General features: G+C 43.5%; 23 protein-coding genes. 11 read left to right on the top strand and 12 right to left on the bottom strand.

From position 1 onward, the window contains the following. Positions 1–14: 14 nt before the first annotated feature. The 4 genes from BC349_RS10095 to BC349_RS10080 all read right to left on the bottom strand — a co-directional run bounded on the left by BC349_RS10095 (position 15) and on the right by BC349_RS10080 (position 4,404). Positions 15–479, bottom strand: a complete 465-nt coding sequence (locus tag BC349_RS10095) for a rhodanese-like domain-containing protein (protein WP_187256605.1) — start codon at positions 477–479, stop codon at positions 15–17. A 95-nt stretch (positions 480–574) separates the two neighbouring features. Further along, entirely contained in the window at positions 575–883 is a 309-nt protein-coding gene (locus BC349_RS10090) for an ArsR/SmtB family transcription factor (RefSeq protein WP_222840135.1), read from the bottom strand. Positions 884–1,324: 441 nt separating this feature from the next. Further along, positions 1,325–3,736: a TonB-dependent receptor domain-containing protein gene (locus BC349_RS10085; protein WP_187256604.1), complete on the bottom strand. Its 2,412-nt coding sequence runs from the start codon at positions 3,734–3,736 to the stop codon at positions 1,325–1,327. A gap of 8 nt (positions 3,737–3,744) precedes the next feature. After that, entirely contained in the window at positions 3,745–4,404 is a 660-nt protein-coding gene (locus BC349_RS10080) for a DUF2911 domain-containing protein (protein WP_187256603.1), read from the bottom strand. 75 nt (positions 4,405–4,479) lie between these two features. On the opposite strand from BC349_RS10080, the gene BC349_RS10075 reads away from it, so the two are divergent. The 9 genes from BC349_RS10075 (at position 4,480) to BC349_RS10035 (ending at position 10,682) form a co-directional block, all read left to right on the top strand. Further along, the gene (locus BC349_RS10075; RefSeq protein WP_187256602.1) at positions 4,480–4,725 is read left to right on the top strand and encodes a hypothetical protein; all 246 of its coding nucleotides are present in this window, start codon (positions 4,480–4,482) and stop codon (positions 4,723–4,725) included. A gap of 73 nt (positions 4,726–4,798) precedes the next feature. Continuing rightward, positions 4,799–5,368 carry a hypothetical protein gene (locus BC349_RS10070; protein WP_187256601.1) on the top strand — a complete coding sequence of 190 codons (570 nt, stop codon included), beginning with the start codon at positions 4,799–4,801 and terminating at the stop codon, positions 5,366–5,368. A 158-nt stretch (positions 5,369–5,526) separates the two neighbouring features. After that, on the top strand, positions 5,527–6,105 hold the full coding sequence (locus BC349_RS10065; protein ID WP_187256600.1) for a Crp/Fnr family transcriptional regulator: 579 nt from the start codon (positions 5,527–5,529) through the stop codon (positions 6,103–6,105). A 112-nt stretch (positions 6,106–6,217) separates the two neighbouring features. Further along, positions 6,218–6,880 carry an NADPH-dependent F420 reductase gene (locus BC349_RS10060; protein WP_187256599.1) on the top strand — a complete coding sequence of 221 codons (663 nt, stop codon included), beginning with the start codon at positions 6,218–6,220 and terminating at the stop codon, positions 6,878–6,880. A 30-nt stretch (positions 6,881–6,910) separates the two neighbouring features. Continuing rightward, positions 6,911–7,483, top strand: a complete 573-nt coding sequence (locus BC349_RS10055; RefSeq protein WP_187256598.1) for a YceI family protein — start codon at positions 6,911–6,913, stop codon at positions 7,481–7,483. 33 nt (positions 7,484–7,516) lie between these two features. Continuing rightward, positions 7,517–7,960, top strand: a complete 444-nt coding sequence (locus tag BC349_RS10050; protein WP_187256597.1) for a DoxX family protein — start codon at positions 7,517–7,519, stop codon at positions 7,958–7,960. Positions 7,961–8,059: 99 nt separating this feature from the next. Then, positions 8,060–8,971, top strand: coding sequence for a ClpXP adapter SpxH family protein (locus BC349_RS10045; protein WP_187256596.1), 912 nt, complete (start codon positions 8,060–8,062; stop codon positions 8,969–8,971). A gap of 9 nt (positions 8,972–8,980) precedes the next feature. Beyond that, positions 8,981–9,862 carry a 4,5-DOPA-extradiol-dioxygenase gene (ygiD, locus tag BC349_RS10040; protein WP_246456885.1) on the top strand — a complete coding sequence of 294 codons (882 nt, stop codon included), beginning with the start codon at positions 8,981–8,983 and terminating at the stop codon, positions 9,860–9,862. A 28-nt stretch (positions 9,863–9,890) separates the two neighbouring features. Continuing rightward, a complete protein-coding gene (locus BC349_RS10035; RefSeq protein WP_187256595.1) occupies positions 9,891–10,682 on the top strand; it encodes an SDR family oxidoreductase in 792 nt (263 codons plus the stop codon). Here the strand turns inward: BC349_RS10035 and BC349_RS10030 are convergent. Then, positions 10,679–11,032, bottom strand: coding sequence for a winged helix-turn-helix transcriptional regulator (locus BC349_RS10030; RefSeq protein WP_187256594.1), 354 nt, complete (start codon positions 11,030–11,032; stop codon positions 10,679–10,681). The two genes, BC349_RS10035 and BC349_RS10030, sit on opposite strands and share 4 nt — an antisense overlap. A 145-nt stretch (positions 11,033–11,177) precedes the next feature. On the opposite strand from BC349_RS10030, the gene BC349_RS10025 reads away from it, so the two are divergent. Both BC349_RS10025 and BC349_RS10020 read left to right on the top strand, forming a co-directional pair. After that, positions 11,178–12,251, top strand: a complete 1,074-nt coding sequence (locus BC349_RS10025; protein ID WP_187256593.1) for an alkene reductase — start codon at positions 11,178–11,180, stop codon at positions 12,249–12,251. 294 nt (positions 12,252–12,545) lie between these two features. Then, positions 12,546–13,829: an NAD(P)/FAD-dependent oxidoreductase gene (locus BC349_RS10020; RefSeq protein WP_187256592.1), complete on the top strand. Its 1,284-nt coding sequence runs from the start codon at positions 12,546–12,548 to the stop codon at positions 13,827–13,829. 43 nt (positions 13,830–13,872) lie between these two features. Here the strand turns inward: BC349_RS10020 and BC349_RS10015 are convergent, their stop codons facing one another. From BC349_RS10015 to BC349_RS09985, 7 genes are all read right to left on the bottom strand, one after another. Further along, positions 13,873–14,244: an ASCH domain-containing protein gene (locus tag BC349_RS10015; protein WP_187256591.1), complete on the bottom strand. Its 372-nt coding sequence runs from the start codon at positions 14,242–14,244 to the stop codon at positions 13,873–13,875. An 82-nt stretch (positions 14,245–14,326) separates the two neighbouring features. Next, complete coding sequence (locus BC349_RS10010) at positions 14,327–14,974, bottom strand: HEPN domain-containing protein (RefSeq protein WP_187256590.1); 648 nt, start codon at positions 14,972–14,974, stop codon at positions 14,327–14,329. A 17-nt stretch (positions 14,975–14,991) separates the two neighbouring features. Next, positions 14,992–18,144 (bottom strand): type I restriction endonuclease subunit R, encoded by a 3,153-nt coding sequence (locus BC349_RS10005; protein WP_187256589.1) that lies wholly within the window; start codon positions 18,142–18,144, stop codon positions 14,992–14,994. A gap of 2 nt (positions 18,145–18,146) precedes the next feature. Next, positions 18,147–18,917: an abortive infection family protein gene (locus tag BC349_RS10000; RefSeq protein WP_187256588.1), complete on the bottom strand. Its 771-nt coding sequence runs from the start codon at positions 18,915–18,917 to the stop codon at positions 18,147–18,149. Next, complete coding sequence (locus BC349_RS09995; RefSeq protein ID WP_222840134.1) at positions 18,914–20,038, bottom strand: restriction endonuclease subunit S; 1,125 nt, start codon at positions 20,036–20,038, stop codon at positions 18,914–18,916. Before BC349_RS09995 ends, BC349_RS10000 begins: the two co-directional genes overlap by 4 nt. Beyond that, a complete protein-coding gene (locus tag BC349_RS09990) occupies positions 20,031–20,504 on the bottom strand; it encodes a hypothetical protein (protein ID WP_187256586.1) in 474 nt (157 codons plus the stop codon). The genes BC349_RS09995 and BC349_RS09990 overlap by 8 nt, the downstream gene beginning before the upstream one ends. After that, positions 20,497–22,038, bottom strand: coding sequence for a type I restriction-modification system subunit M (locus BC349_RS09985; protein ID WP_187256585.1), 1,542 nt, complete (start codon positions 22,036–22,038; stop codon positions 20,497–20,499). Before BC349_RS09985 ends, BC349_RS09990 begins: the two co-directional genes overlap by 8 nt. Between the last annotated feature and the right edge of the window lie 926 nt (positions 22,039–22,964).

The raw sequence follows: 22,964 nt of genomic DNA, 5'->3' as shown, positions 1-22,964 counted from the left end.
TTTTAGAGAATTTATTAGCAACAAGCACTGCCATCACTATTGGGCGAATCACAGCAGGATTTATTTTCAATAGTAGTTTTTTCCGGACTTGAAGAGCCGCAACAACCAATTTTGGTATTTGTGCCTAATACAGCGGAGGTATCCCCTTTTGTGGGAAATCCCTTTTGTGCCCAACGTATCATGCCATGCTGCATGTTTACTACTTTAAGCGGATCGTACCCATTATTAATTAAAAAGCCTGCCGCCCTTAAGCTGCGGCCACCACCCCGGCAAACCATTACTATTTCTTTGTCCAGTGGCAATTCTTTGTAACGGATATCAAATTCGCTTAGTGGTATGTTGACGATATGGGGAACATCGTAAGCAAGTTGTTCTACTTCGTCTGCTTCCCTCACATCTACTAGCAATGCCCCTCTTTTTACCCAACTTTGGGTTGTTGTGGGGCATATTTCATTCACTAATTGGTTTTTTGTTTCCATTGTGATTATCTTTTTATGATTGATAAAGTTTGTACTTAAACGTTTTTGATTTGTGTTCGTAGTTCGTAAAACAACGAACTATTAGATATAAAAAATTACGTTAAAAATTCAGTGAAGAGCTTTTTTGCTAAGGCATAATTTTTTCGGTTAATACAATATTTTACCGTGGGAGGGGTGGTATTACCCTGAATCAGGCCTGCGTCTTTTAGTTCGTTTAAATGCTGTGATAAGGTTGATTTGGCGATAGGCAATTCTTCGGCCATGTCGCCATGAAAACAACAAGCCTGAGAACTAAGCAATTGTAAAATGGCTACCCTGACTGGATGCCCCATCGCCTTGGCAAAACGTGCTATTTGCTCCTGTTCTTTTGTATAATAATCTGCCTTTGTTGTTGTGCCCATCATTCTTGGTTGTTCGTAAAAATACGAACAATAATTAATATTAGAATTAAAAAATTAAATACCTCCTACATGCTCCTTCAACACAAGCATTGTTGAAGCCAATGTTTTTTATGTTTTTTTGGTGCTGTGATACGGTTGCTTGCGGCGGCCGCGTATTTAACCAACAGGAATTTTCCTTTCCTTTTTTTGATTTGAAACAGGCAAATGAGTTGGACTTTATCCGGTGGTGGGAGCAGGGGGGTGTGTTTTACCGTGGAGATATAATATAGACAAAGCGGCCAGGCAGCTGCAGGAATTTCTGGCTGGATGGTATCGATTGCTGAGGTATTAGCGACAGGGAAAAAAGTTGTGTGAAAGCTATTTTAGAAATTTCTAATGATTGGGTGAGTTTAGTCAGATGAGCGTTGCGTTCCATACAGGGATTAAGGCATCAGGAGGGGTGAACTACTGGGAAAACTTGTAACTATACCCCAGCCGGAAAACCTGTGTTTCATAATAATCGGTGCTGATAACCCTGAAGTTGGTACCCCGGATATCCTTCTGGATGCGCAGCGTATTGAATATGTCGGTGGCATTGATGAAGAGTTCACCTTTATTTCCCTGGATCGCTTTTTTTGCCCCGAAGTCAACTGAAAAACGACGTGCAATTCTTCCCTGCGGAATTATGTCCGGCGCCAGGTAAATGGCGGTAAGCTGCAGGTCTGTATTCTTTGGAAGTTTGATCAATCCATTCAGTTTAATGTTTCCTGACCAGGCAGTTTCCCTACCCGCACTATAAGTAACCGGAACCGGATATTTGTTTTCAGCGCTAAAAGCACCAATGGTATTTTTATACAGCATGGCATTTACATTGATAGTAAACACCGGGCTTAAAGTTTGATTGGCGATTAATTCCATTCCTGTATTCCACGCCTTGTCAGCATTCTGAAATACTGAGTAGATGATATCACTTCCCGGCGCAGTGGTGCCAATTCTTGTAATGGTGTGATTTGATAATTTATAAAAGAATGCTGTATATAGATATCCAGTGTTCCAACTGGATTTGTACCCGGCTTCTATGGTTTGGGTAAACTGTGGACGCAAGGCAGGATTACCCACTTTTAAAATTTCAGGTTCATCGTATTTGGGGAATATGCGGATGTCTCCTTCATCTGGCCTGTCCACCCGGCGATTGTAGTAGAGCGACAGTTTATTATGTTCATCCAGGTTATAACCCAGCCTTACACTGGGGAAAGGCTGAAAATAATTATATCCATCGCTTTTATAAGTGTTATGATCCGGATTGACGTTGTATTGCAGATTAACATACTCCACCCGCAACCCGGCTTCCAGCTCAAACATTTTGGACTCATAAATATAATTACCATACACAGCCGGTATTACTTCCTGATACTTTGCCCAGCCTGCGGCATTGGTGTCCAATGGAGAATTGATGCCGGGATAAAACCTCATATCGGTGGGAATATAACGCCACCTGAGTTTAGTTCCCGTTTCAAATCTTCCATGCTTCAAGGGCTTTGTATAATCAATAGTAAGATCGGTTACATTTTGATCAGCAATCAGCATGAACGTGTCCCTGCCTGTGTAAGACGGCATGATATTAGTCAGGAAATATTTTTCATCTTCCCGGTTAAAAGTATAATTCAGGCTTATATTCAGTACATGTCCTGCCTGGTTAAATTTATGCTGGTAAGTTGCAGCGACAGTAGAGGCTGTAATTACTTCATCTTCAAAAAATTTCCATAGTCTTTTCTGTTGGGTCAGATTGCTGTTATAATAAGGTATATCCCCATTGTCCTTTATCACTTCCCTGCTGTACAGGCCGGAAATGGTGAGTGTGTTATTGTTATTAATAAACCAGTCAATCCCTGTACGGACAGTACCCGAAGTAGTAATTCTATTTCTCAGCACCTGCTGACGCACCGTATCTCCGTCTGAATAAAACCGCTCCGCAAAATCATTTCTGTTTAATGTTTTGTTGTAGAGATAATCCCCCTGGAAAAAGGCATTGACTTTATTTTTCCGGTAGTTCAGGCTGAGTGATGGATTTACTTTTGGGGTGGCAGCGTATTGTGGCCTTATACCCGGAAGGTTTTTCTCCTTCATCCATAATGCGCCCAGACCTGTAGAAAAACCAATTTTCCCATTCAATCCATTTTGCCTGGATTTTTTATAAATAATATTGATAATGCCTGCGTTGCCGTTGGCATCATACCTGGATGAGGGATTGTTGATGATTTCAATTCTTTCAATGGCTGATGCCGGAATATTATCCAATGCGGCCTGGTTGCCAAATCCTGTCAGGGCAGTTTGTTTGCCATCAATAAGTATAGTTACCCGATTACTGCCTCTTATTAACACCTTCCCTGATTCGTCCGTCGTTACTCCGGGCAGGTTCTTCATTGCCTGGAGTAAGGAGCCGCCTGCCTGGCTGATATTGTCTCCTAATTTGAATGTTTTCTTGTCCATTCGATTGGTTACGGCATCCGGGTTCGCAGTCACCGTCACTTCAGTTAAGGCTGTATTTTGAGGGGTTAATTCTATAATGCCCAGGTCAAAGTATTTGTTGAGCTTGCCAGCAAGGAAGGGGAGACTTTTTGTATTAAAGCCAATCCTGCTGATTTCAAGCATGTATTTTCCTTCTGAAATATTCTGGATAGTAAACTGCCCTTTTTCATCTGTTACCACACCTGTAACAAAGCTGCTGTCTCCTGATTTTTTTAGAACCACATTGGCATAGGCAATGGCACTTTTATCGGTTTTGTTTTTGACAGTGCCGGACAGTACGGCATTCCCGGACTGCGCCCTTGCCATCCCCCCAAAACATATAAATACCAATGCAAAAAAATATCTCATCAAACTGATTAATTCTTGAGTACAAAAGGAAGCGCCACCCTGATCTTTTCCCATGCTACTGCAATTGTTCCGGTATCGTCTTTTGATGTTTCAACGAAGTATTGCAGTCGCTCTGTATGGGCTGTCGTTTTCGGTTGCACACTGATTCTGATGATATCATCTTTTTCATCGTATTCATCAGCAAGATGCTGTTTCCAGTGTTTGTTGATGATCAGTATCCATTCCTTTTCACCGGGAATGGTGAAGAAGGCATACTTGCCGGCCGGTATTTCTTTGCCATTGACCACAAATGCCCTGGGCATTTCCAGTGTGGTGGCGTTATGTGCCCCGGTTACCCATACTTCACCATATGGAATCAATCCGCCCCAGATCATTCTTTTGCGAACACCCGGGGAATAGTAGCTTACTTTGATGCTGTCCCTTCCAACGATGGCATACGCCATGGACTTGATACTTTTCTTCGAGGAATCATTGCCGAGGTTCGGGTTGTAAGAAACTGCCGGTGTTTTCACGGCGGACTCCAGTTTCATACCGCAAATGGAACAGTTGCCTGGTTTTTTCGAGGTCTCTGTTTTATGCATGGGGCAGGTATAAATATTTTCCTGTGCAGAAACTGAAAGGGCCAGGATGGCAAACACTGCCATTAACAGCATCTTGAAATACTTCATATTAGTTACGTTTATTTACAACAGGATTTGTATTTTCTTCAACAGGTGCATTATTGCAGCAAAGAAACTGCAATTGTGAATGCTGGCCTAATAGCACCAACGCCCGATTCGTTTTTCGTGGTGGCCAGGATACGAGGCAACCGAATAGGTTTTCGGTTTTTGGGAAACGGAAAATATGATTCTGCCAACGAATTGGGCGCAATAGCCACCTACTTACCCAAGACCTGGGACGAGTTATTGCTGGAACAGTTCGGGTTGGGCCGTAATGGTGCTGACATGGTGCTGTCATGGTGCTTTCATGGTGCTTTCATGGTGCCTTGAAAGACGTGAAAAGTCGTAAGATAACGTAAGATGACGAATGGCTGGATAGTTGTAAATTGTAGAAAACAGCTTTATGGCCAAGGTTAGAAGAAACCTGCTTACTGAAAATACCAGCGGGGCAGTGGGAAAGGTAATCGTCTTCAAGCAATTTAACAACCAGACCCTGGCTACCAAATACCCCGACAGATCAGCGGTTAAATTAACGATCTCCCAGCAATCCTGCCAAAATATTTTTCGCGAAGCAGTGGCATTTGCCAGTTCAGTTATGGCCGACCAGCAGCGGCACCAGGAATGGGTAAAGAAACTCAGCAACAAAAAATCCACCCGTGGCACAAGTGTGTATCATGCTGTTATTCAGGATTATATGAAGCGAAACAGCCCCAAAGCCAGGGAGGAAAAAGTAATCGCTGCCCTGGAAAATTGGCACCTTTTACACTGGCTTTCCGACCGGCAGATGAAGGGGATGGATTTCCTGCTACGCTACCACCACCTCAGCCATTCCATCTATAAAGACCTGAACGAGGTATCCAAACCCACCGCCACCCGCGACCTGCAGGACCTGGTGGCAAAGGGCCTGCTGAAAGTTTCAGGAAGGGGTGCAGGCACCTGCTACACCCTGCCGGCTGCTGAGAACGAGGGTTGAAATCCCTGACCTGCCAGCCCTCCTTTAAAGGCCGATAATAGGCTCATTTACACTGATAATAGGCTCAAAATTGCCGATAATGGGCTCAGGACATTTATAATGGGCTCATTCATCTTCGCCCGGCGCCCGGCAGTAATGGATTCATTAATTTGCCCATTATGTACGAAGAATATTTCAGGAGTTTTAATAAGAAAGTTCCACTTACACAGGAGGAAGAGGCGCTCATTAAAACCTACCTCACGCCAAAGAAGCTTCGAAAGAAACAATACCTGCTGCAGGAAGGTGATGTTTGCAAGTCATTCGCATTTATTGAAAAGGGCGCATTAAAGTCATATTCTGTGGATGATGCCGGAAATGAATACATCATCCAGTTCGGTATTGAAGGATGGTTTATTTCTGACCTCTATAGTTTTATTACCGGTGAACCTGCCACGTATAATATTGATGCCATAGAAGATTCCGAACTGGTGCTAATCAGCAAATCAGCGAACGAAGAATTATTGCGGATACTTCCCAAATATGAAACCTTCACCAGGCTGAATATTACCGGCGCCTACCTGGCCATGCAAAAAAGACTGACCTCCATTATAAGTTCCCCGCTGGAAGAACGATATGAAAATTTCATAACACTCTATCCGGATATTGTGCAACGGGTGCCACAGCACATGATTGCCTCCTACATGGGACTTACTCCTGAAACATTAAGCCGCATCAGGCGAAGGATTTCCACGAAATAATCTATATAGACCACCTTAAAAGGATTGATCAGAATCAATGCTTTTTCTTGCTTGCACGCAATGGGGCAGGGCTGTGTCCCGGCGTAGCTTTGTGATATCAAAAACAGTCAATATGCACGCAACACAAACCATAGCCATCATCGGGGCTACCGGAAATATGGGTTCAGCCATTTCAAAAAGCCTCTCTAAGGGCAATTACAGGTTGCTGTTAAAAGGCAACAGGCAGGAAGACCTGGATGTATTGGTAAAGGAAATCGAAAGCGGTCATCCGGTAGCTGAAATAGAAACGGCTGTTTGTCCGGTAGAAGCAGGCTGGGAAGCGGACATTATTATTCTTGCCGTACCCTTTGCTGCGGAAAAGGAAATCGCCACCAGTATAAAAGAAGTGGCCAACCAGAAAATTGTGATCTCCATTTCCAATCCTTTAAATGAAACATATGATGGATTGGTTACTCCACCAGATACAAGTGCCGCTGAAGAGTTGCAAAAACTATTGCCTAATTCCAAAGTGATCAAAGCCTTCAATACAACGTTTGCGGCAGATTTTACCACCCCGGTACTGGATGGTAAACAGGTTGATGCTTTCATTGCAGGCAATGATGAAGAAGCTTTGCAAACCGTTGCTGAACTGGTAACCACAGCAGGATTCAACCCGATAGCAGCAGGCAATTTGTCTGTAAGCAGAACACTGGAGAACATGCAACTCCTGCTGATTCAATTGGGCATGAAATATAATTACAACTGGCTGGCCGGATGGAAAATCTTACACAACTAATAATTTAATTAATACAAACAAACAATCAACATGAAAAGAATCGCCTTAATTCTCGCCGCATTTATTTCCCTGACAGCCTTTACGGTTGCTGTATCAACCTGGCAAAACGATGACGCCCATTCCCAGCTTGGTTTTACGGTAAAGCATCTGGGTATTGCCGATGTCTCCGGCTCCTTCAATGATTTTGACGTAACTGTTAAATCATCCAAACCCGATTTTAGTGATGCTTCCGTAGAACTTACAGCTAAAGCCACTTCCATTTACACCAGGGTTGATGCAAGGGACAACCACCTCAGGAGTGCAGACTTTTTTGATGTGGCCACCTATCCCGAATTGACTTTCAAAAGTACCTCGATTAAAAAAGCCGGCAAGAACAAGTTTAAACTCACCGGCGATCTCACCCTTCACGGTGTAACCAAACAGGTCACCATGGACCTGAAGTATACAGGATCCGTTGAAAACCCGATGAGCAAAAAACAAACAGCCGGTTTCCAGCTCACAGGTGTCATCAATCGTTCAGATTTCAACCTTGGAAATGGATTTCCCCCTCCAATGATCAGCAATGAAGTCCGCATTAAAGCAGATGGTGAGTTTGTGCAATAATTCAACCGGTAACAACCAATACAATATAGTACGATGAAAAAGATATTAAGTGTGAATAGTGCGGCTGCCACCACGGATATGGCCTTGTTGGTAGCAAGAGTAGGAATAGGGGCCATTATGTTAACACATGGCATTCCCAAAATGATGATGCTGTTTTCAGGAGCACCTGTACAATTTCCACCGGTAATGGGTCTGACCCCGGAACTGTCCCTTGGCCTTGCCATTTTTGCTGAAGTGCTGTGTTCCATATTTCTCATGGCAGGATTTGTCACCCGGCTGGCAGTGCTTCCGCTGATCATTACGATGTTGGTTGCTGCACTCGTCTTTCATGGTGCCGATCCTTTTGCGAAGAAGGAACTTTCCCTGCAGTTTTTGCTGGCTTATGTAGTGCTTTTACTGGCGGGAAGCGGCAAGTATTCGGTTGATTACTTGCTGCAAGGCAATAGACCGGAATCGGTTACGCCGGATAAGAAATAACGGAACCAGCCCCCGACCTGTTGAATGATTTTTATGAGGTTCACAGTGGCCTGGTAAGCTGAAGTTTAAAAGTTTATAAAATATTACAAAATTCAGAACATGCAGGTTGATAATAAATATTCGATGAATTGTGATATGGACACAGGGATATGTGAAATACCCCAACAATCCAGTAAGCAAACGGATGAACTCAATAACAAACCAGTAAAGCTTTTATATTTTACTGATCCCATCTGCTCTTCCTGCTGGGGCATAGAGCCACAACTACGGAAACTAAAGCAGGAATATGGCGCATATTTTGACATAGAATACCGGATGGGCGGATTATTGAAAAGCTGGAATGAATATGGGGGAAGTGATGTAAACGGACCAGAAAGCGTAGCACAACATTGGGAAGATGCCAGCGCGTATTATAACATGCCCATAGACGGGGATGTGTGGAAGGAAGACCCGTTGCATTCCTCATACCCGCCTGCAATTGCCTTTAAAGCAGCGCAATTGCAAGGCAACCAGAAAGCGGATCAATTCCTCAGGAGAATAAAAGAAATGGTTTTCACTGAGAAAAAAAATATTACACACCTTGAGCACCTGGTGCAGGCGGCAAATGATGCAGGCCTGGATACTGTTCAGTTTGAGCATGATTATAAGCATAAAGCAGAACATTTCTTCCAGGAAGACCTTTTTATGGCAAAAGAATGGGGCGTAAGAGGCTTTCCCACCATTTATTTTATTGACGGAGACGACAACCGTTTTAAGGTGTACGGCAGCAAACCCTACCAGGTATATGAAGAAGCTCTATTAAAGTTAGTACCAGGGAAAGTAATTAAACAACCTGCTTCAACTTATGAAGATATTCTTAAGGGATACAATACCGTTACCCGGAAGGAGTTTGCGATATTCTATGATAAAAATTTAGCCGAAGCTGATGCCATCTTGCTTGAACTTGAGCAAAATTATAAAGTGAAACGAATGGAAACAAAAGCCGGACCTTTATGGAAAGCAGGCTACTAACTGTACAGTATGAAAAGGGAACATTTCATTAAAACAATCTTAACAGCAGCAGCAGGTATGACAACTTTATCAGCATTTAAAACTTTTACCAGCGGCCTGAAGGAGCAGGAACAATTAATGCCCGTTCTCTTTATCGGGCATGGTTCTCCCATGAATGGAATTGAAGACACAGAATTCAGCCGCCGGTGGACGCAAATGGCCAGGGAAATTCCAACTCCACAGGCAGTATTGGTAGTGTCAGCCCACTGGTTTACCAGAGGCACGCAAATAACAGCGATGGATTTTCCGAGAACTATTCATGATTTTGGTGGTTTTCCCAAAGAACTTTTTGCAGTTCAATATCCTGCGCCGGGAAATCCGGCACTGGCAGAAGAAACAGCCTCTTTGATACAATCTGCCAAAGTGGAGCTGGATCATGACTGGGGATTGGATCATGGCACCTGGACAGTGGTAAGGCATATGTACCCTGATGCAAAAATTCCTGTGTTGCAGTTAAGCATTGATTATACAAAGGGGCCGCAATATCATTATGATCTTGGCAAAGAATTGTATGCGCTGAGAAAGAAAGGGGTTTTGATCATTGGCAGCGGTAATATGGTTCATAACCTGCGTATGGTGGCCTGGGACAGGTTGAATGATACCGGTTTTGGATTCGACTGGGCTTTACATATGAATGACAGGTTTAAGGAACTGATTTCCGCAGGGGATCATCATTCACTTATTAAGTATGAAAGCCTGGGCCGGGAGGCACTGTTAGCCATCCCAACGCCTGAGCACTACCTGCCCTTGTTATATACACTGGGAGTCAAAGGCAGTAAGGATGATATTTCCTTTTTTAATGACAAGGCAGTAGCTGGTTCACTTACCATGACATCCGTTAAGATGGGGTAGATATTTTTAATAAACTAAAATTATTATCATGGAAAACATGAAAAACAAAGTAATCATTATTACAGGAGCTGCCATGGGTCTCGGCTTTGCAGCAGCTAAAGAACTGGCATCATTGGGAGCAAATATTGTGCTGGTTGATTATAACGATAAGAGTTTGAATGATGCGAGGGCAGAACTGGGAAAAGAGTTTCCCGATGTGAAAATCATCACCATTGTGGCTGATGTGTCAAAAGAAGAGGCGGTTAAGAATTATGTGGATGAAACCGTAAAGGCTTTTGGAAGAATTGACGGACTCTACAACAATGCTGGCATTGAAGGAAAGCAGGCAAGCATCACTGAATATGATGTTAACATCTTCAAAAAGGTAATTGATATCAACCTGATGGGCGTTTACTATGGAATGCGTTATGTTATTCCTGTGATGCAAAAGCAAAAGTTTGGACGCATTGTGAATGTTGCATCCGTGGGCGGGATTCGTGGAGTGCTCAATCAAATGCCCTATGTGGCAAGTAAACATGCTGTTTCCGGTATGACAAAGAATGCCGCATTGGAATATGGCAGGGATGGGATTCTCACCAATGCTATTGCCCCCGGCGCTATTCTTACTCCCATGGTTGCTGAGGCATTCAAAGAGGTTAATCCGGCAGACCCCAAAGCCGCTGAAACTGAATATGCCCAGAGAAACCCAACCAGGCGATTGGGACAGCCACATGAAGTAGCCAAACTGGTTGCCTTTCTGTTAAGTGAAGATAACGGATATGTCAGCGGTCAGACTATTGCGATAGATGGAGGTGAGTCAAACATGTATGGTAACTCTTAATCCCGCATGATTTTCCTGCGGTGTGCAAGGCCCCACTTGTGCATGGAGAGAATGACCTCCGATAAACTCTTGCTGTAGGTCGTTAATTCATATTCAACGGTCACTGGTTTGGTGTTACAGACGTTCCTCCTCACCAGTCCGTTGATCTCCAGCTCCTGCAATTCTTTCGACAGGATGCGCGGACTGATACCTGCTTCCCGCGATAATTCGTTGAATTTCCTTTTGCCGTTGCGCAATATGGAAATCAATACCAGCTTCCATTTGCCGCCCACCACATCCAGGGTATCCTGGATGGCCAGTCTCGCTTTTTTACAGGAGTCATCCGTATGTTCTTTAGCCTGCTTCTTCATGTTAGTATCATTTATGTAACTACTATTCAAAGTGTAACTAGTAACAAAAGTATAGTAATACGTACTAGTTTTGATAAAAATTTGGAAGAACGATTATTTGATAAATAAGCTGTGGCTTGAATACCGTAAACATTAAACTATTTATATGAAATTATTTGAAACAGTACAACTGGGAAACCTCCAACTGAAGAACCGCATGGCGATGGCGCCTATGACCAGGAGCCGCGCCGACCTGAATGGGGTGGTGGGTGATTTGACTGTATTGTATTATACACAAAGAGCTACTGCCGGACTCATCATCTCTGAGGCCATTAATATTTCCAAACAGGCTTTGGGAAGTCCCTTTACCCCGGGTATCCATTCCCGTGAACAGATCGAAGCCTGGAAAAAAGTAACGCAGGCAGTGCACGACAAGGGTGCTGTTATTTATGCGCAACTCTGGCATACCGGCCGGGTTGGCCATTCCATCGACAGGGGTGGTGAATTACCGGTGGCTCCTTCAGCCATTGCCATAGAAGGTGCACAGCATTTTACCTCACAGGGACTGAAACCTTATGAAACACCACGGGAACTGACGGTTCCGGAGATCCGGCAGATTGTTCTGGATTATGCACAGGCTGCCCGTAATGCAATGGAAGCCGGATTTGATGGCGTGGAACTGCATGCGGCCAATGGTTATTTACCCAACCAGTTCCTGGCCGAATCGGCCAACCTGCGAACAGATGAATACGGCGGGAACATAGAAAACAACAGCAGGTTTGTATTGGAAGTGATGCAGGCACTGGTGGCAGCTATCGGCCCGGATAAAGCAGGCATCCGGATTTCCCCCACCCAGCCCTATGGTGGCATTGCAACCAAAGATCCGCTGGCTACCTTTGGTTACCTGATCGGGGCCCTGAATAAAATGCCCCTGTCTTACGTGCACCTGATGCGCAAGAGTCCCATGTTCCCCCTGTTGCCCGGATATCCGGAAGATATTGTGGAAACTTTTTCCAAACAGATACAGCATACAGTAATCGCAAATGGATCCTATGATAAGGAAAGTGGCGAAGCTGCCCTGCAAAGCGGAGTGGCGGATTTGATTTCCTATGGTGTTCTTTTCCTGGCCAATCCCGATCTGCCCAGGCGTTTTGAATTAAACGCTGTACTTAATGAACCTGACATGGCAACCATGTTCGGCGGGGGAGAAAAGGGGTACACGGATTATGCTTTTCTTTAGGAAACATTGTTCAGAAGGGCTGATGTTATTTATGCCGAACCATGATAAGTTTGTAGCCGTTTTGTTAAAAACAGTATTGGCCTGAGGAGCTATTTGCCGAAATAACCAGTTCGTTCTTTTTGCTTACTTTGCAAATGAGCAAGGCAATACAACCTGAATCATGAATTCACATGTAATATTCCCGGGTGCCAGCAATAAAAATCGACTAATCCATTTAACCGCCTGCCAACGAAATGGAAGGACTGCCAGCATTGGGATTGAGATGGTTTTATTGCAGACACCAAAATGATCAGCATGAAAAAGCAGATTGTAATCATCGGAGGCGGTTTTGCGGGCATTACCCTGGCAAGAGATCTGACAAATACTGCAACATTTCATATTACACTCGTTGATAAGAATAATTATAATTTCTTCCCACCTCTCTTATACCAGGTAGCCACGGGATTTCTTGAAGTTTCCAGTATCAGTTATCCCTTTCGTAAATTATTTCATGGTAAAAAGAATATACACTTTCGTTTGGCGGAATTGCAAAAAATAGTTCCGGAAGAAAACAAAGTGATATTATCAACAGGCGAACTGTCCTACGATTATCTTGTATTGGCTACGGGAACCGAAAGTAATTTCTTTGGCATGGAAAATATCCGGAAGAACGCTTTGCCAATGAAGACGGTGGATGATGCGATTGAACTTCGTAATGCATTACTTCAAACAGCGGAAAATGCAACCATTACTACTGACAGTGCTGAAAGAAGAAAACTGGGTACAATTGTGATTGCAGGTGGCGGACCTACCGGCGTTGAAATAGCGGGCATGCTTGCTGAAATGAGGATGAATATTATGGAAAAAGATTATCCTGAATTAGCGGGAAATAAATTGCGCATCATCCTGGCAGATGGTGCGCCGGTGTTACTAACACCAATGAGCGAACAATCGCAAAAATACACCTACGATGTATTGGTAAAGATGGGAGTGGAAATAAAGCTGGGTGCGCAGGTAAAAGACTATGTGGATGATACCGTGATCTTCGCTGAAGGTGAATCCATTCAATCGAGGTTACTGGTTTGGACAGCAGGAGTAACATCCAGGGTATTCGATGGCGTTCCGGAAGAAAGTTATGGTAGAGGCAGGAGATTATTGGTAGATGAATACAATAAAGTGCAGGGCACGCAAAATATATATGCGATTGGCGACACCTGCTTACAGGCAACGGATATAAAATTTCCGCAGGGACATCCGCAATTAGCGCAGCCGGCCATTCAGCAGGGGAAAAACCTGGCCAGGAATTTTAAAGCCATGCAAAACGGGAAACCGCTTACAGTATTCTCCTATTATGATAAAGGATCAATGGCGATTATAGGAAGAAACAAGGCAGTAGCCGAAATTCCAAAGCCCAGGATGAAATTTAAAGGTTGGTTTGCCTGGGCCATGTGGCTATTCGTGCATCTTTTTTCATTGATCAGTTACCGCAACAGGATTATAACCATGTACAACTGGACGGCAGCCTATTTTACCAAAGACCAGTCCCTGCGAATGATAATCCGGCCGGGCGTTAAGGCTCGATTCAATAAGTCGGATTAGTTTTTACAGTATAAACTCTGGTAGTGTGCAAACGGTAGAAATGCTAATCCAGAGGATGGAGTCTCAGGCAAAAGAACCCTGGTGAGGCTGGAGTGGAGTGTCTGTGATACGCTCGATCCTGAAAAAAGTATCCACGGAAATACTGATCTATATAAGAATGAAATGTTCGTGGGTGGTTTTTCTGGTCTGGATGGTTATTTCCGGTGGTAAATCCTTCGAATCCGGTTACCATTCTGCGTGCATTAATGTTGTAGCCGTTGATGAACTCGATGCGCTCATACAATTTTCGCTTCCCATTTTCATCAAATAACCGACTGGTCCAGAAGGGAGTGACATCCCGGTATTCAATTGTCTTTTCCCCGGATGCAATCAGGTCGAAGTACTGGGCTTTAATGACGATCTTCAGGGTGTTCATGGGTATATATTTACATGTTTTATGCGTTACTATGTAAAGTGTATTTATTAAACAGGGTAAAGTCCGGTGGGTGGTGTGCCTCTCACTCATCCATCCTACGAATTTTTATTTCAGTTGTTAGAGTTGCTGATCTGCTCTCCGGATTTGTGTACCATTCAAGCGGGTGAGCAAAGTAGTTGATGTATTTCTCGTACGCTCTGTTTCCTGTTATTACGTGGCCAACTGCTTTTGCCCATCTGGATATTTTAAGATACCCAAGGATTCCGCATCTAACTTTTACGGGATCTGGCAGTGGGAGCCGAATGTAAAGCTCAATGAACATTGAGTCAACGTCATGTATTAGAGCGGTGGAGAACTTTCTGTAAGGCAACTTCATTAAGTAATCTGCAGATGGGTACCGAAAATATGGATAGGTTGCAGTTAACACTGCACAAAGTTCCTTGTATTGAGATGTGTCAAGTTTGGAGAACTCATGTAATTTCTCGAGCAGGTAGTTAAGATCGTGACTGGGATAGTGTCTTCTATGATGTACTTTTTCCTCCGGTTTAAGTAACAAAATGTACGCTTTTAAGAGCTTCTCAACAGCTTGTTGGGAAAAAACATAACCCTGGTTTATGAGTGCGTTTGTGAAGCATACCCGAGCACCAACGTAATCATCTGAAGCTGTTTGTACAAATTGCATTGCCGGTTTGTTACGAGCAAAAAAACTGTCAATTTCTTCGTATGTCATGGAGAAAGCTATTTTGGTTAAACAAGTTCTCCTGCATGCATCTCCGCCTGTTCCAGCACGGTATCTGTGGCGCGACGTTCATCATCCGGCGGATACTGGTACTTGCGTAGAATCCGTTTTACCTCCAGTTTAACCCGATCCTTAGCGGATTGCCGTATTGTCCAGTCGATTGTTGTGCTTTTGCGAACCCGTTCCACCAGTTCTTTTGCGATAACCATCAGTTTTTCATCCCCCATCAGATCCCGGGCAGAACCATTTGCTGCCAGTGCATCGTAGAATGCTTTTTCCGCTGCATTTAATCCCAGATTGTTTGCACGTTTACCTTCCTGTTCCACGTCGTTGGATATCTCCAACAGCAGCTCAATCATTTCCAGCGCGGTAATTGATTTGCTGTTATACCGGTTAACCGCATCCTGTAACCGTTCGCTGAATGTCTTATTCTGTACGATGTTTTTCTTGAAGCTGATTTTTATCCGGTCAGAAAGTAGCTTTTTGAGGATCTCAATCGCGACATTTTTCTGCTTCATCTTTCGGATTTCCTGCATGAAGTCTTCACTAAAGATGGAAATTTCAGGTCGGTCCATTCCTGCTACATCCAGGATGTTGATCATTCCATCCGTTGCCACTGCACTTTCCACCAGTGCTTTTACCGTTCCTTCGAAATCTTTTCGCTGTTGTCCTGTGACCAGGATATCGTACTTGGCCAACCGGGCACGGATCGCCTGGAAGAAGGCAACTTCGTGACTGATTTTATCTGCTTCCCGTTCAGCTTTTGCTAATGCGTGGGCTTTACTTAGGGCAGTTACCTCTGTAATAAATCGTTCTTTGCCTTTTTCCAGGGTTAAAATGTGTTCCTCTGCCTCTAGGATGATGTTCAGTTTTCGGTTCATATCGGCAGTGAAGTATTCCTGGTAATCAAATCCGTAAAGCATAGCCTGTACCACTTCAAGTTTTGACAACATAACCTGAACTGCCTGCTCGATGTCCAGGGTCGGCTCACCCTTACCCTGGTTGTCTGTGTATGTTTTTAAAGCTGCTTTCAAGCTAGCTGTAACCGGAACGTAGTCAACTACCAGTCCCCCGGGTTTATCATTGAAAACCCGGTTCACCCTGGCAATCGCCTGCATCAGGTTATGTCCTCCCATTTCCTTGTCCAGGTACAGTGTGTGCAAAACCGGTGCATCGAAACCTGTGAGCCACATATCCACGACGATTACCATTTTCAGTTCATCGGTCGGTTCTTTCAGCCTCGCTGAAATCCTGGTTCTCCCTGCCTTGTTCCGGATATGAGGTTGCAGTTCCTGTTCATCCGATGAAGATCCGGTCATAATTACCTTGATCTTCCCTGTTTCGTCTGTGTTGCCATGCCAGTCAGGGCGCAGCGCTACGATCTGGTTATACATTGAAACCGCGATTCTTCTGCTCATGCAGACAATCAATGCTTTCCCCTCCAGGGTAGAGGATCGATCTTCAAAGTGGGTGATTAAGTCCTGTGCGATCAATGCAATCCTATCGGGATGACCAACAATCGATTCCTGTCGGGTGGACTTATCGATGGCTGCCTGAACCGTATAGTCGGGTAAACCTTCTGCGGCCGCTGCCAGGAGGTGTTCCAGTTCATCCGCAGTCTGGTATTTAAGCTTGAGTTTAGCGAAGCGGTTTTCATAATAAATAGGAACCGTCGCTCCATCCCTGACCGCTCGTTCGATGTCGTAAATGTCGACGAATTCACCAAAAACTGCTTTGGTGTTTTTATCGGAAGATTCAACCGGAGTACCAGTGAAACCAATGAAAGTAGCGTTGGGGAGAGCGTCCCGCATGTGTTTGGCAAAACCATAATCGTGATCAGCTCCGATTTCTTTCCCCGCTTTGTCCTTGATGTATCTGACTTTCGCTTCTAGTCCGTATTGTGTCCTATGGGCTTCGTCCGCAATGACGATCACGTTTTTGCGATCGCTTAACTTTGGAAAGGTGTTACTTCCTTCTGCAGGTATAAATTTCTGGATGGTAGTAAATATTACACCCCCGCTTTGACGGTTCTTCAGTTCCTGCACGAGTTTTTCCCGGCTGTCAATCTGGATGGGTGTTTGTCTAAGTAACTGGCTGCAGTTGGCGAAGGTCTCAAAGAGTTGATCATCCAGGTCGTTTCTGTCCGTTATGACCACTATGGTTGGGTTATTCAAGGCTTTGACAAGCATCCCGGTGAAAAAAACCATACTCAGGCTTTTGCCAGAACCCTGCGTATGCCAGACTACCCCACCTTTACGATTACCGTTTTCACCGCTGGCGACACTTGTGGATGCAACAGCTTTTTTGACAGCGTAGTACTGGTGATACCCGGCAACCTTCTTGATAGTTACAACTTTCAGGGTTTTTGTTTTGGGATCTTCGGATGTTGCCCGCTCAAAAACGATGAAGTTCAGGAATAACTCCGCTAATACTTCCGGTTGAAATAGACCATCCAGCATTACCGACAACTCATTGACCTTGTCGGATGCGGTGGTTTTACCGTCTGCCGTTTTCCAGCTCATGAACCGGGATATGGGGCTGGTGATGGTGCCAACTTTTGCTTCCAGTCCGTCTGATATTACTTCCAGTAAGTTATACGTGAAAAGGGTTGGGATTGCTTTGTGGTAGGTTTGAAGTTGTTGGTATGCTTTGTCAATGGTTGCGTTTTCGTCGGCTGCGTTCTTTAGCTCAAAAACAATCACGGGGATGCCGTTCATGTAGACAATCACGTCCGGTCGTTTATTCTGGCCATTCTCCAGTATTGTTACCTGGTGGGTTACCAGCCATTGATTATTTTCCGGGTGTTCTACATCGATCAGCCAAACTTTCTGGGTGCGTTCTTCTCCCTTATCCATGAAGGTAACATCAACGCCCTCGGTCAGAAGGCGGTGGAAGTATTGGTTGGATGTGGTCAGGTCACCCTGGCCAGGAGCGCGAAGAACTTCCCGGACAACCGAGAGCTGAGCATTTGCCGGGACTGTCGGGTTGATGCGGTTGATGGCTTCGTGCAGGGGTTCAACCAATATGACATCGGTGTAATTGGCACGTTTGCTGCTGGTGTGGTCCGGGTCCATGTACTCCGGGATCAGGTACGTGAATCCTTTGTCGGTCAGTGCCTGAACCACCCATTCTTCGATAAGGTTTTCTGCGATGCGGGTCATGGTTAAAACGGTAATTCGTCTGGGTTAATATTGTTTTGGTTGCCCATAGGAGGTGGAAATTTTGCTTTGTAGAAGTTGATTAGAAAAACACCTACAGTCGTCACGGAGTTTACAGTGAAATATGCGAGTAACGGATCATTAACTATCTTGTCATCATCAGCCTTACCGTGAAAATATGTTTTTGAACTTCTTAGTTTTTCAATTTGGTGGGCGATCTTCAGTAACCCACTAGCTATGTTTCTAACCTCTTCTGGTAGACTATTATTTGGGTAAATTCCAAGTGCCTTTAGCAAGTTCTGAGCTAAGTCATAAAGCGTATTCCGCTCATCCGCAACGACTTTCAACCTGTCATCTTTGCAGATCTCTTTTATAATACTTTCTAACGCTGAATTTACTAACCCCACAGCAATATTTGGATGTTCTTCGACATCTCGCATTGCCTTTTCGAATGTTTGGTATGCGGTTTTGTAACTCGATTTTATCTCATTCCTAAATGTTGCCACCATTGGGATGTAATCTGGCGTAGCGACTCCAAGGTCAACTGCGATTTTGAGTAAAAGTTCGCCTTCCATCCCGTTTAAAGTTTTCAAAACATCGATCTTCCCGTCATCTCTATTGAATAATTGAAAGTTTTGATAATTCCACCCGTTCGAATCATGCCATCGCTCCAGGTACATTCTCACATTATCATAGGAACCAAAAGAATCGAATAGCTTTTCCTTTACTTCTTGGATCAGTCGGTATAGATATAACGGTGATATTAGTGGTTTCATGATACCAGACTTTGTGGCAGTTCTGTTGATACAATAATTTCACCTGCAATGAGCTTGGGTAATAGGCTGTCCCGCAGCTTTCTTATGGATTCCATCTGTTGACTGTTAAGAAGCATCTTTTCAAAAAATGGAGATACGATCTCGTTAAAGTTTTTTACAAGCTCATGAGGCGGGAGAGGGACTTTAATATCTGAAAAAGTCCTTGTAGTAATTGTGTCAAAAACTGTTCCGTAAGAAGCAGCTTGAAGTTCTTTAACTAAACTTGCCACCAAGAGATGAGTGAAAAAGAAGCTTTCATCATCAACCGGTAGGATTCCATAGTTAGATTGACTAAAGCACATTGGCTCAGCCAGCATGCAATATTTTCCCACGGTGCCTCGCGCGCTGATTACTGTAGCAAACTTTGGAAGTATTTTAGTAGAACTGTTCTGAAGTCCAGAAACTGTAATGGTCTTCTCTGTGCTAAGGATGAAACCTTTATGTGCTTCAGTTATATCTTTTGCTGACATCCATTTGATGTTGCCTCCCCAAAAAGCTGATTGAGTTGTTGCTGGTGTACCTCCTCCTATTAAGCGAAAACATTCCATTGCCGAAACACTTTCCCAGCTGTCGTTAGTATCTAACCCAAAAAAATGTCGGAACAACGTCTCCGCCATCTGCTCCAGAGTTTTGTTATTCCGGTGTAACAGATCGATTTTGTCATCGAGTGAGCTGAGGACTTCAGCGATGTCACATTGTACCTTTGGATTTGTGCAAATTGAAAATTCCAAGGATTTTAGTAATGTTTGGGTGACCAATGGATGACTTGACCCACCAGCCCATCGATTTAAATCAATGTGCTTTAAAAAGTAATAGATAAATTTTGCATCATAATTTTGTTTCGGTTTTGCTGCCAGAGCGTTGTCAGATACCCATATAGGTCTGTTTTCATAATAAACACTACCACAATAAGCACCCACTCTTCCAATAATAATTGTTTCGTTCTCGTAGTTAAAATCATTCCCGAATCCTAAAATTCCATTGCCTCCATAAATTGGGATTTTACCTACTCTTTTCGGTTTTACTTTACCATTTCCGAATTCAAGTACTTTACCAAGTGGAATTTCTTTCCAATCACTCATGTTCTGAACCATTTATAAAATAACGATAAGTTGCTTCTGTTTGACCAATTTTGACAAATACACCAATCAGATAATGATAGTTATCGTTTGGATTAGTTAAGTCTTCCAATTTCTTTAAATCATCTTCAATATTGTTATTCCACCAACCTTTAAACTCGGCAACTAACATATTCTTTTTGTTAGAATCCCGTTGATGAATAATCAGATCTGGTCTCAATCCATTTTGGAACCTTATTGATGTTTTGGTGTTTCCATGATTTTTATTGTATTCTGAATCCAAATCCAATGATGCGTAAGTGGTTTCTCTTAGCAGATTGCTTAATTGTATCCCTACCCTGAAAACAAAAGCTTGCTCTAAACCTTCTCTGTCACCTTCGGAGTAGGTCAATAAAAATCTTTCTTCCCGGTAAACATTTTCAACCGCACATTTTAATTTACTCACCAGAAAGGACTGCTCTTCATTCATTTATTTTAATTTTTAGAAGGTTAGCAGAGATGATTTCATTTATCCGAATTTCATCTAAAAATTGTTTTTCTAGTTCTAGTTTCAATTTCGAAAAATGCTCAGTAAAATCGAACTCATCCTCATCATCCAGTAGCCCGATGTACCTTCCAGGAGTTAGAACATAGTCCATCGCAGCAACTTCACTGATAGCTACACTCTTACAAAACCCTGGAATGTCTTCATAGTTCTCACGTTCATGGCTCCAATGGTGGTAAGTGTCGGAAACTTTTGCAATATCCGCATCACTAAGCTCACGTGTTCTGCGGTTGATTAAATGCCCGAGATCCCTGGCATCAATAAACAGGATCTGACCAGCGCGTTTCCGCGATTTATCACGGTTCAGGAACCATAAGCAAGCGGGGATCTGTGTGTTCAGGAACAGTTTTGCAGGTAGGTTAACGATACATTCCACGATGCCATCCTCAATCATTGCTTTCCTGATCTCGTATTCCCCGGATTGTTTGGTAGTCAGTGCACCCTTTGACAACACTACCCCTGCTTTTCCTTTCGGAGCCAGGTGGTAGATCATGTGTTGTAACCAGGCATAGTTCGCGTTGCCAGTGGGTGGAACTCCGTATTTCCAACGCGCGTCTGTGCGTAGCTGTTCCCCGGACCAATCCGAAATGTTGAATGGGGGATTGGCGATAATTGTGTCAGCTTTTAGATCCGGGTGTGCGTCTTTCAGGAAAGATCCTTCATTGTTCCATTTTACCATTTCCGGGTCGATCCCGCGGATGGCAAGATTCATCACACATAGCCTCCATGTTGTCTGGTTGCTTTCCTGCCCGTAAATAGTAAGGTCATCGATACGCCCCTGGTGGTTCTGCACGAATTTTTCACTCATCACAAACATCCCACCAGAGCCACAACAGGGGTCATATACCTTACCCTTGTAGGGTTCCAGCATCTCCACGAGCAGCTTTACCACCGATAATGGCGTGTAGAACGCCCCTCCCTTTTTACCCTCAGCCAGGGCAAACTGTCCAAGGAAGTATTCGTACACCACGCCCAGCATGTCTTTCATGCGAGCTGCAGCACTACCCAGGTCGATGTTATTGATCAGGTCTACCAGTTCACCCAGGACAGTTTTATCCAGTTGAGGTCGGGCGAATTGTTTGGGCAAAACCCCTTTGAGCTTGTGGTTCTCCTTTTCGATCAGATCCATTGCATCATCGATTTCCTGACCAATGGTAGGAAGTTTCGCCCTTGTGACAAGGTAGGACCACCGGGCTTTTTCCGGTACGAAAAAGACGTGATTTGCGGAATAAACTAAACGATCTTCGGGATCATCGTAGGCGAACTCACCTTCTTTGTTATTGATTTTCTGATACAGGTCATTGAACGCATCAGAGACATATTTTAAAAAAAGCAATCCGAGAACAACGTGTTTGTATTCAGCCGCATCGAGGTTCTTTCGTAGTTTATCAGCCGATGCCCAGAGTACCTGTTCAAATGGTCGTTGGTCTTGTTCTTTTGTCTTTTTTGCTTTAGCCATTCGTTTTCAACGGTTTAAGGTTTGTTTGGGCGCCTACAAAATAAGCAAATTTCCGACTAATACAAGTGCCAGGTGATGAAACCTTTTATCCTGGCCAGGAGCTGTCGTTTTACCCAGGACTGATGTCTGAAGTTCCTCGGATTGTACATCAGGAAAGGTATTTGGCATTAAAGTGATTTATAGCGCACTTATGGTTGCTCCTGGAAAGTTTTCTTTAACACTCCCTGGTAAGTTAATCCCTCTGGCTAATCGGTTTGCAAATCCCTGTTCATTAAAATCACGGTTACAGCGATTATATAGGGCAGCGGAAGGATTGTATTTGCAAAAGGTTTCGTTAAACAGATTTGGTAAATCAGTTCAGATATTTATGGGCTGGTTAAAAAAACACTTTTGCAAAAAAGTGCTTTATTTAGTTGATAAACAATAATATAGGTAATTCATAATTATTCCATATTTTAAGTGATTTTAGGAGATAATGAGGGTTTGCTCCTAATTTTGTAAATAATTGGGCATAATTATGAAAAAACCGGAAAAGCCGCCTTTTATTCCTAAAGCCTATCATTACGGCGATGTTCTGGATGAATTAATCAGGAAGGGTAGATTCAGCGATTTTGTGTCAACCTGTGCATCTTGAACAAAATAAACAAAGAAGGTTACGTAAGATTGTTGGCGGGTTAACAGTATTTGTCAGCAAATGAGACTACCAGCTTAAAAATATCCAATAAAGAATCAAGACATCTTAAAGATTGTAAATGCCAGAGAATCATTGAAAGGAGTACAGTACTAGGACTAACCATTGGAAGGTATTGAGTCGAAATGCAAAAACAGGTTGTTAAAGTATGACATACTTAAGTTTTATTTTCTGAGGGCATAAAATGGACTGAAAAAAAATAAAAATTGAACCTTTGATGATTGAATGTGTCGGA

This window comes from Flavihumibacter stibioxidans (assembly GCF_014332695.1).
GTDB lineage: Bacteria > Bacteroidota > Bacteroidia > Chitinophagales > Chitinophagaceae > Flavihumibacter > Flavihumibacter stibioxidans.
The sequence above is the reverse complement of the archived record's forward strand: the minus strand, read 5'-3'. Positions and strand labels throughout refer to the sequence as shown.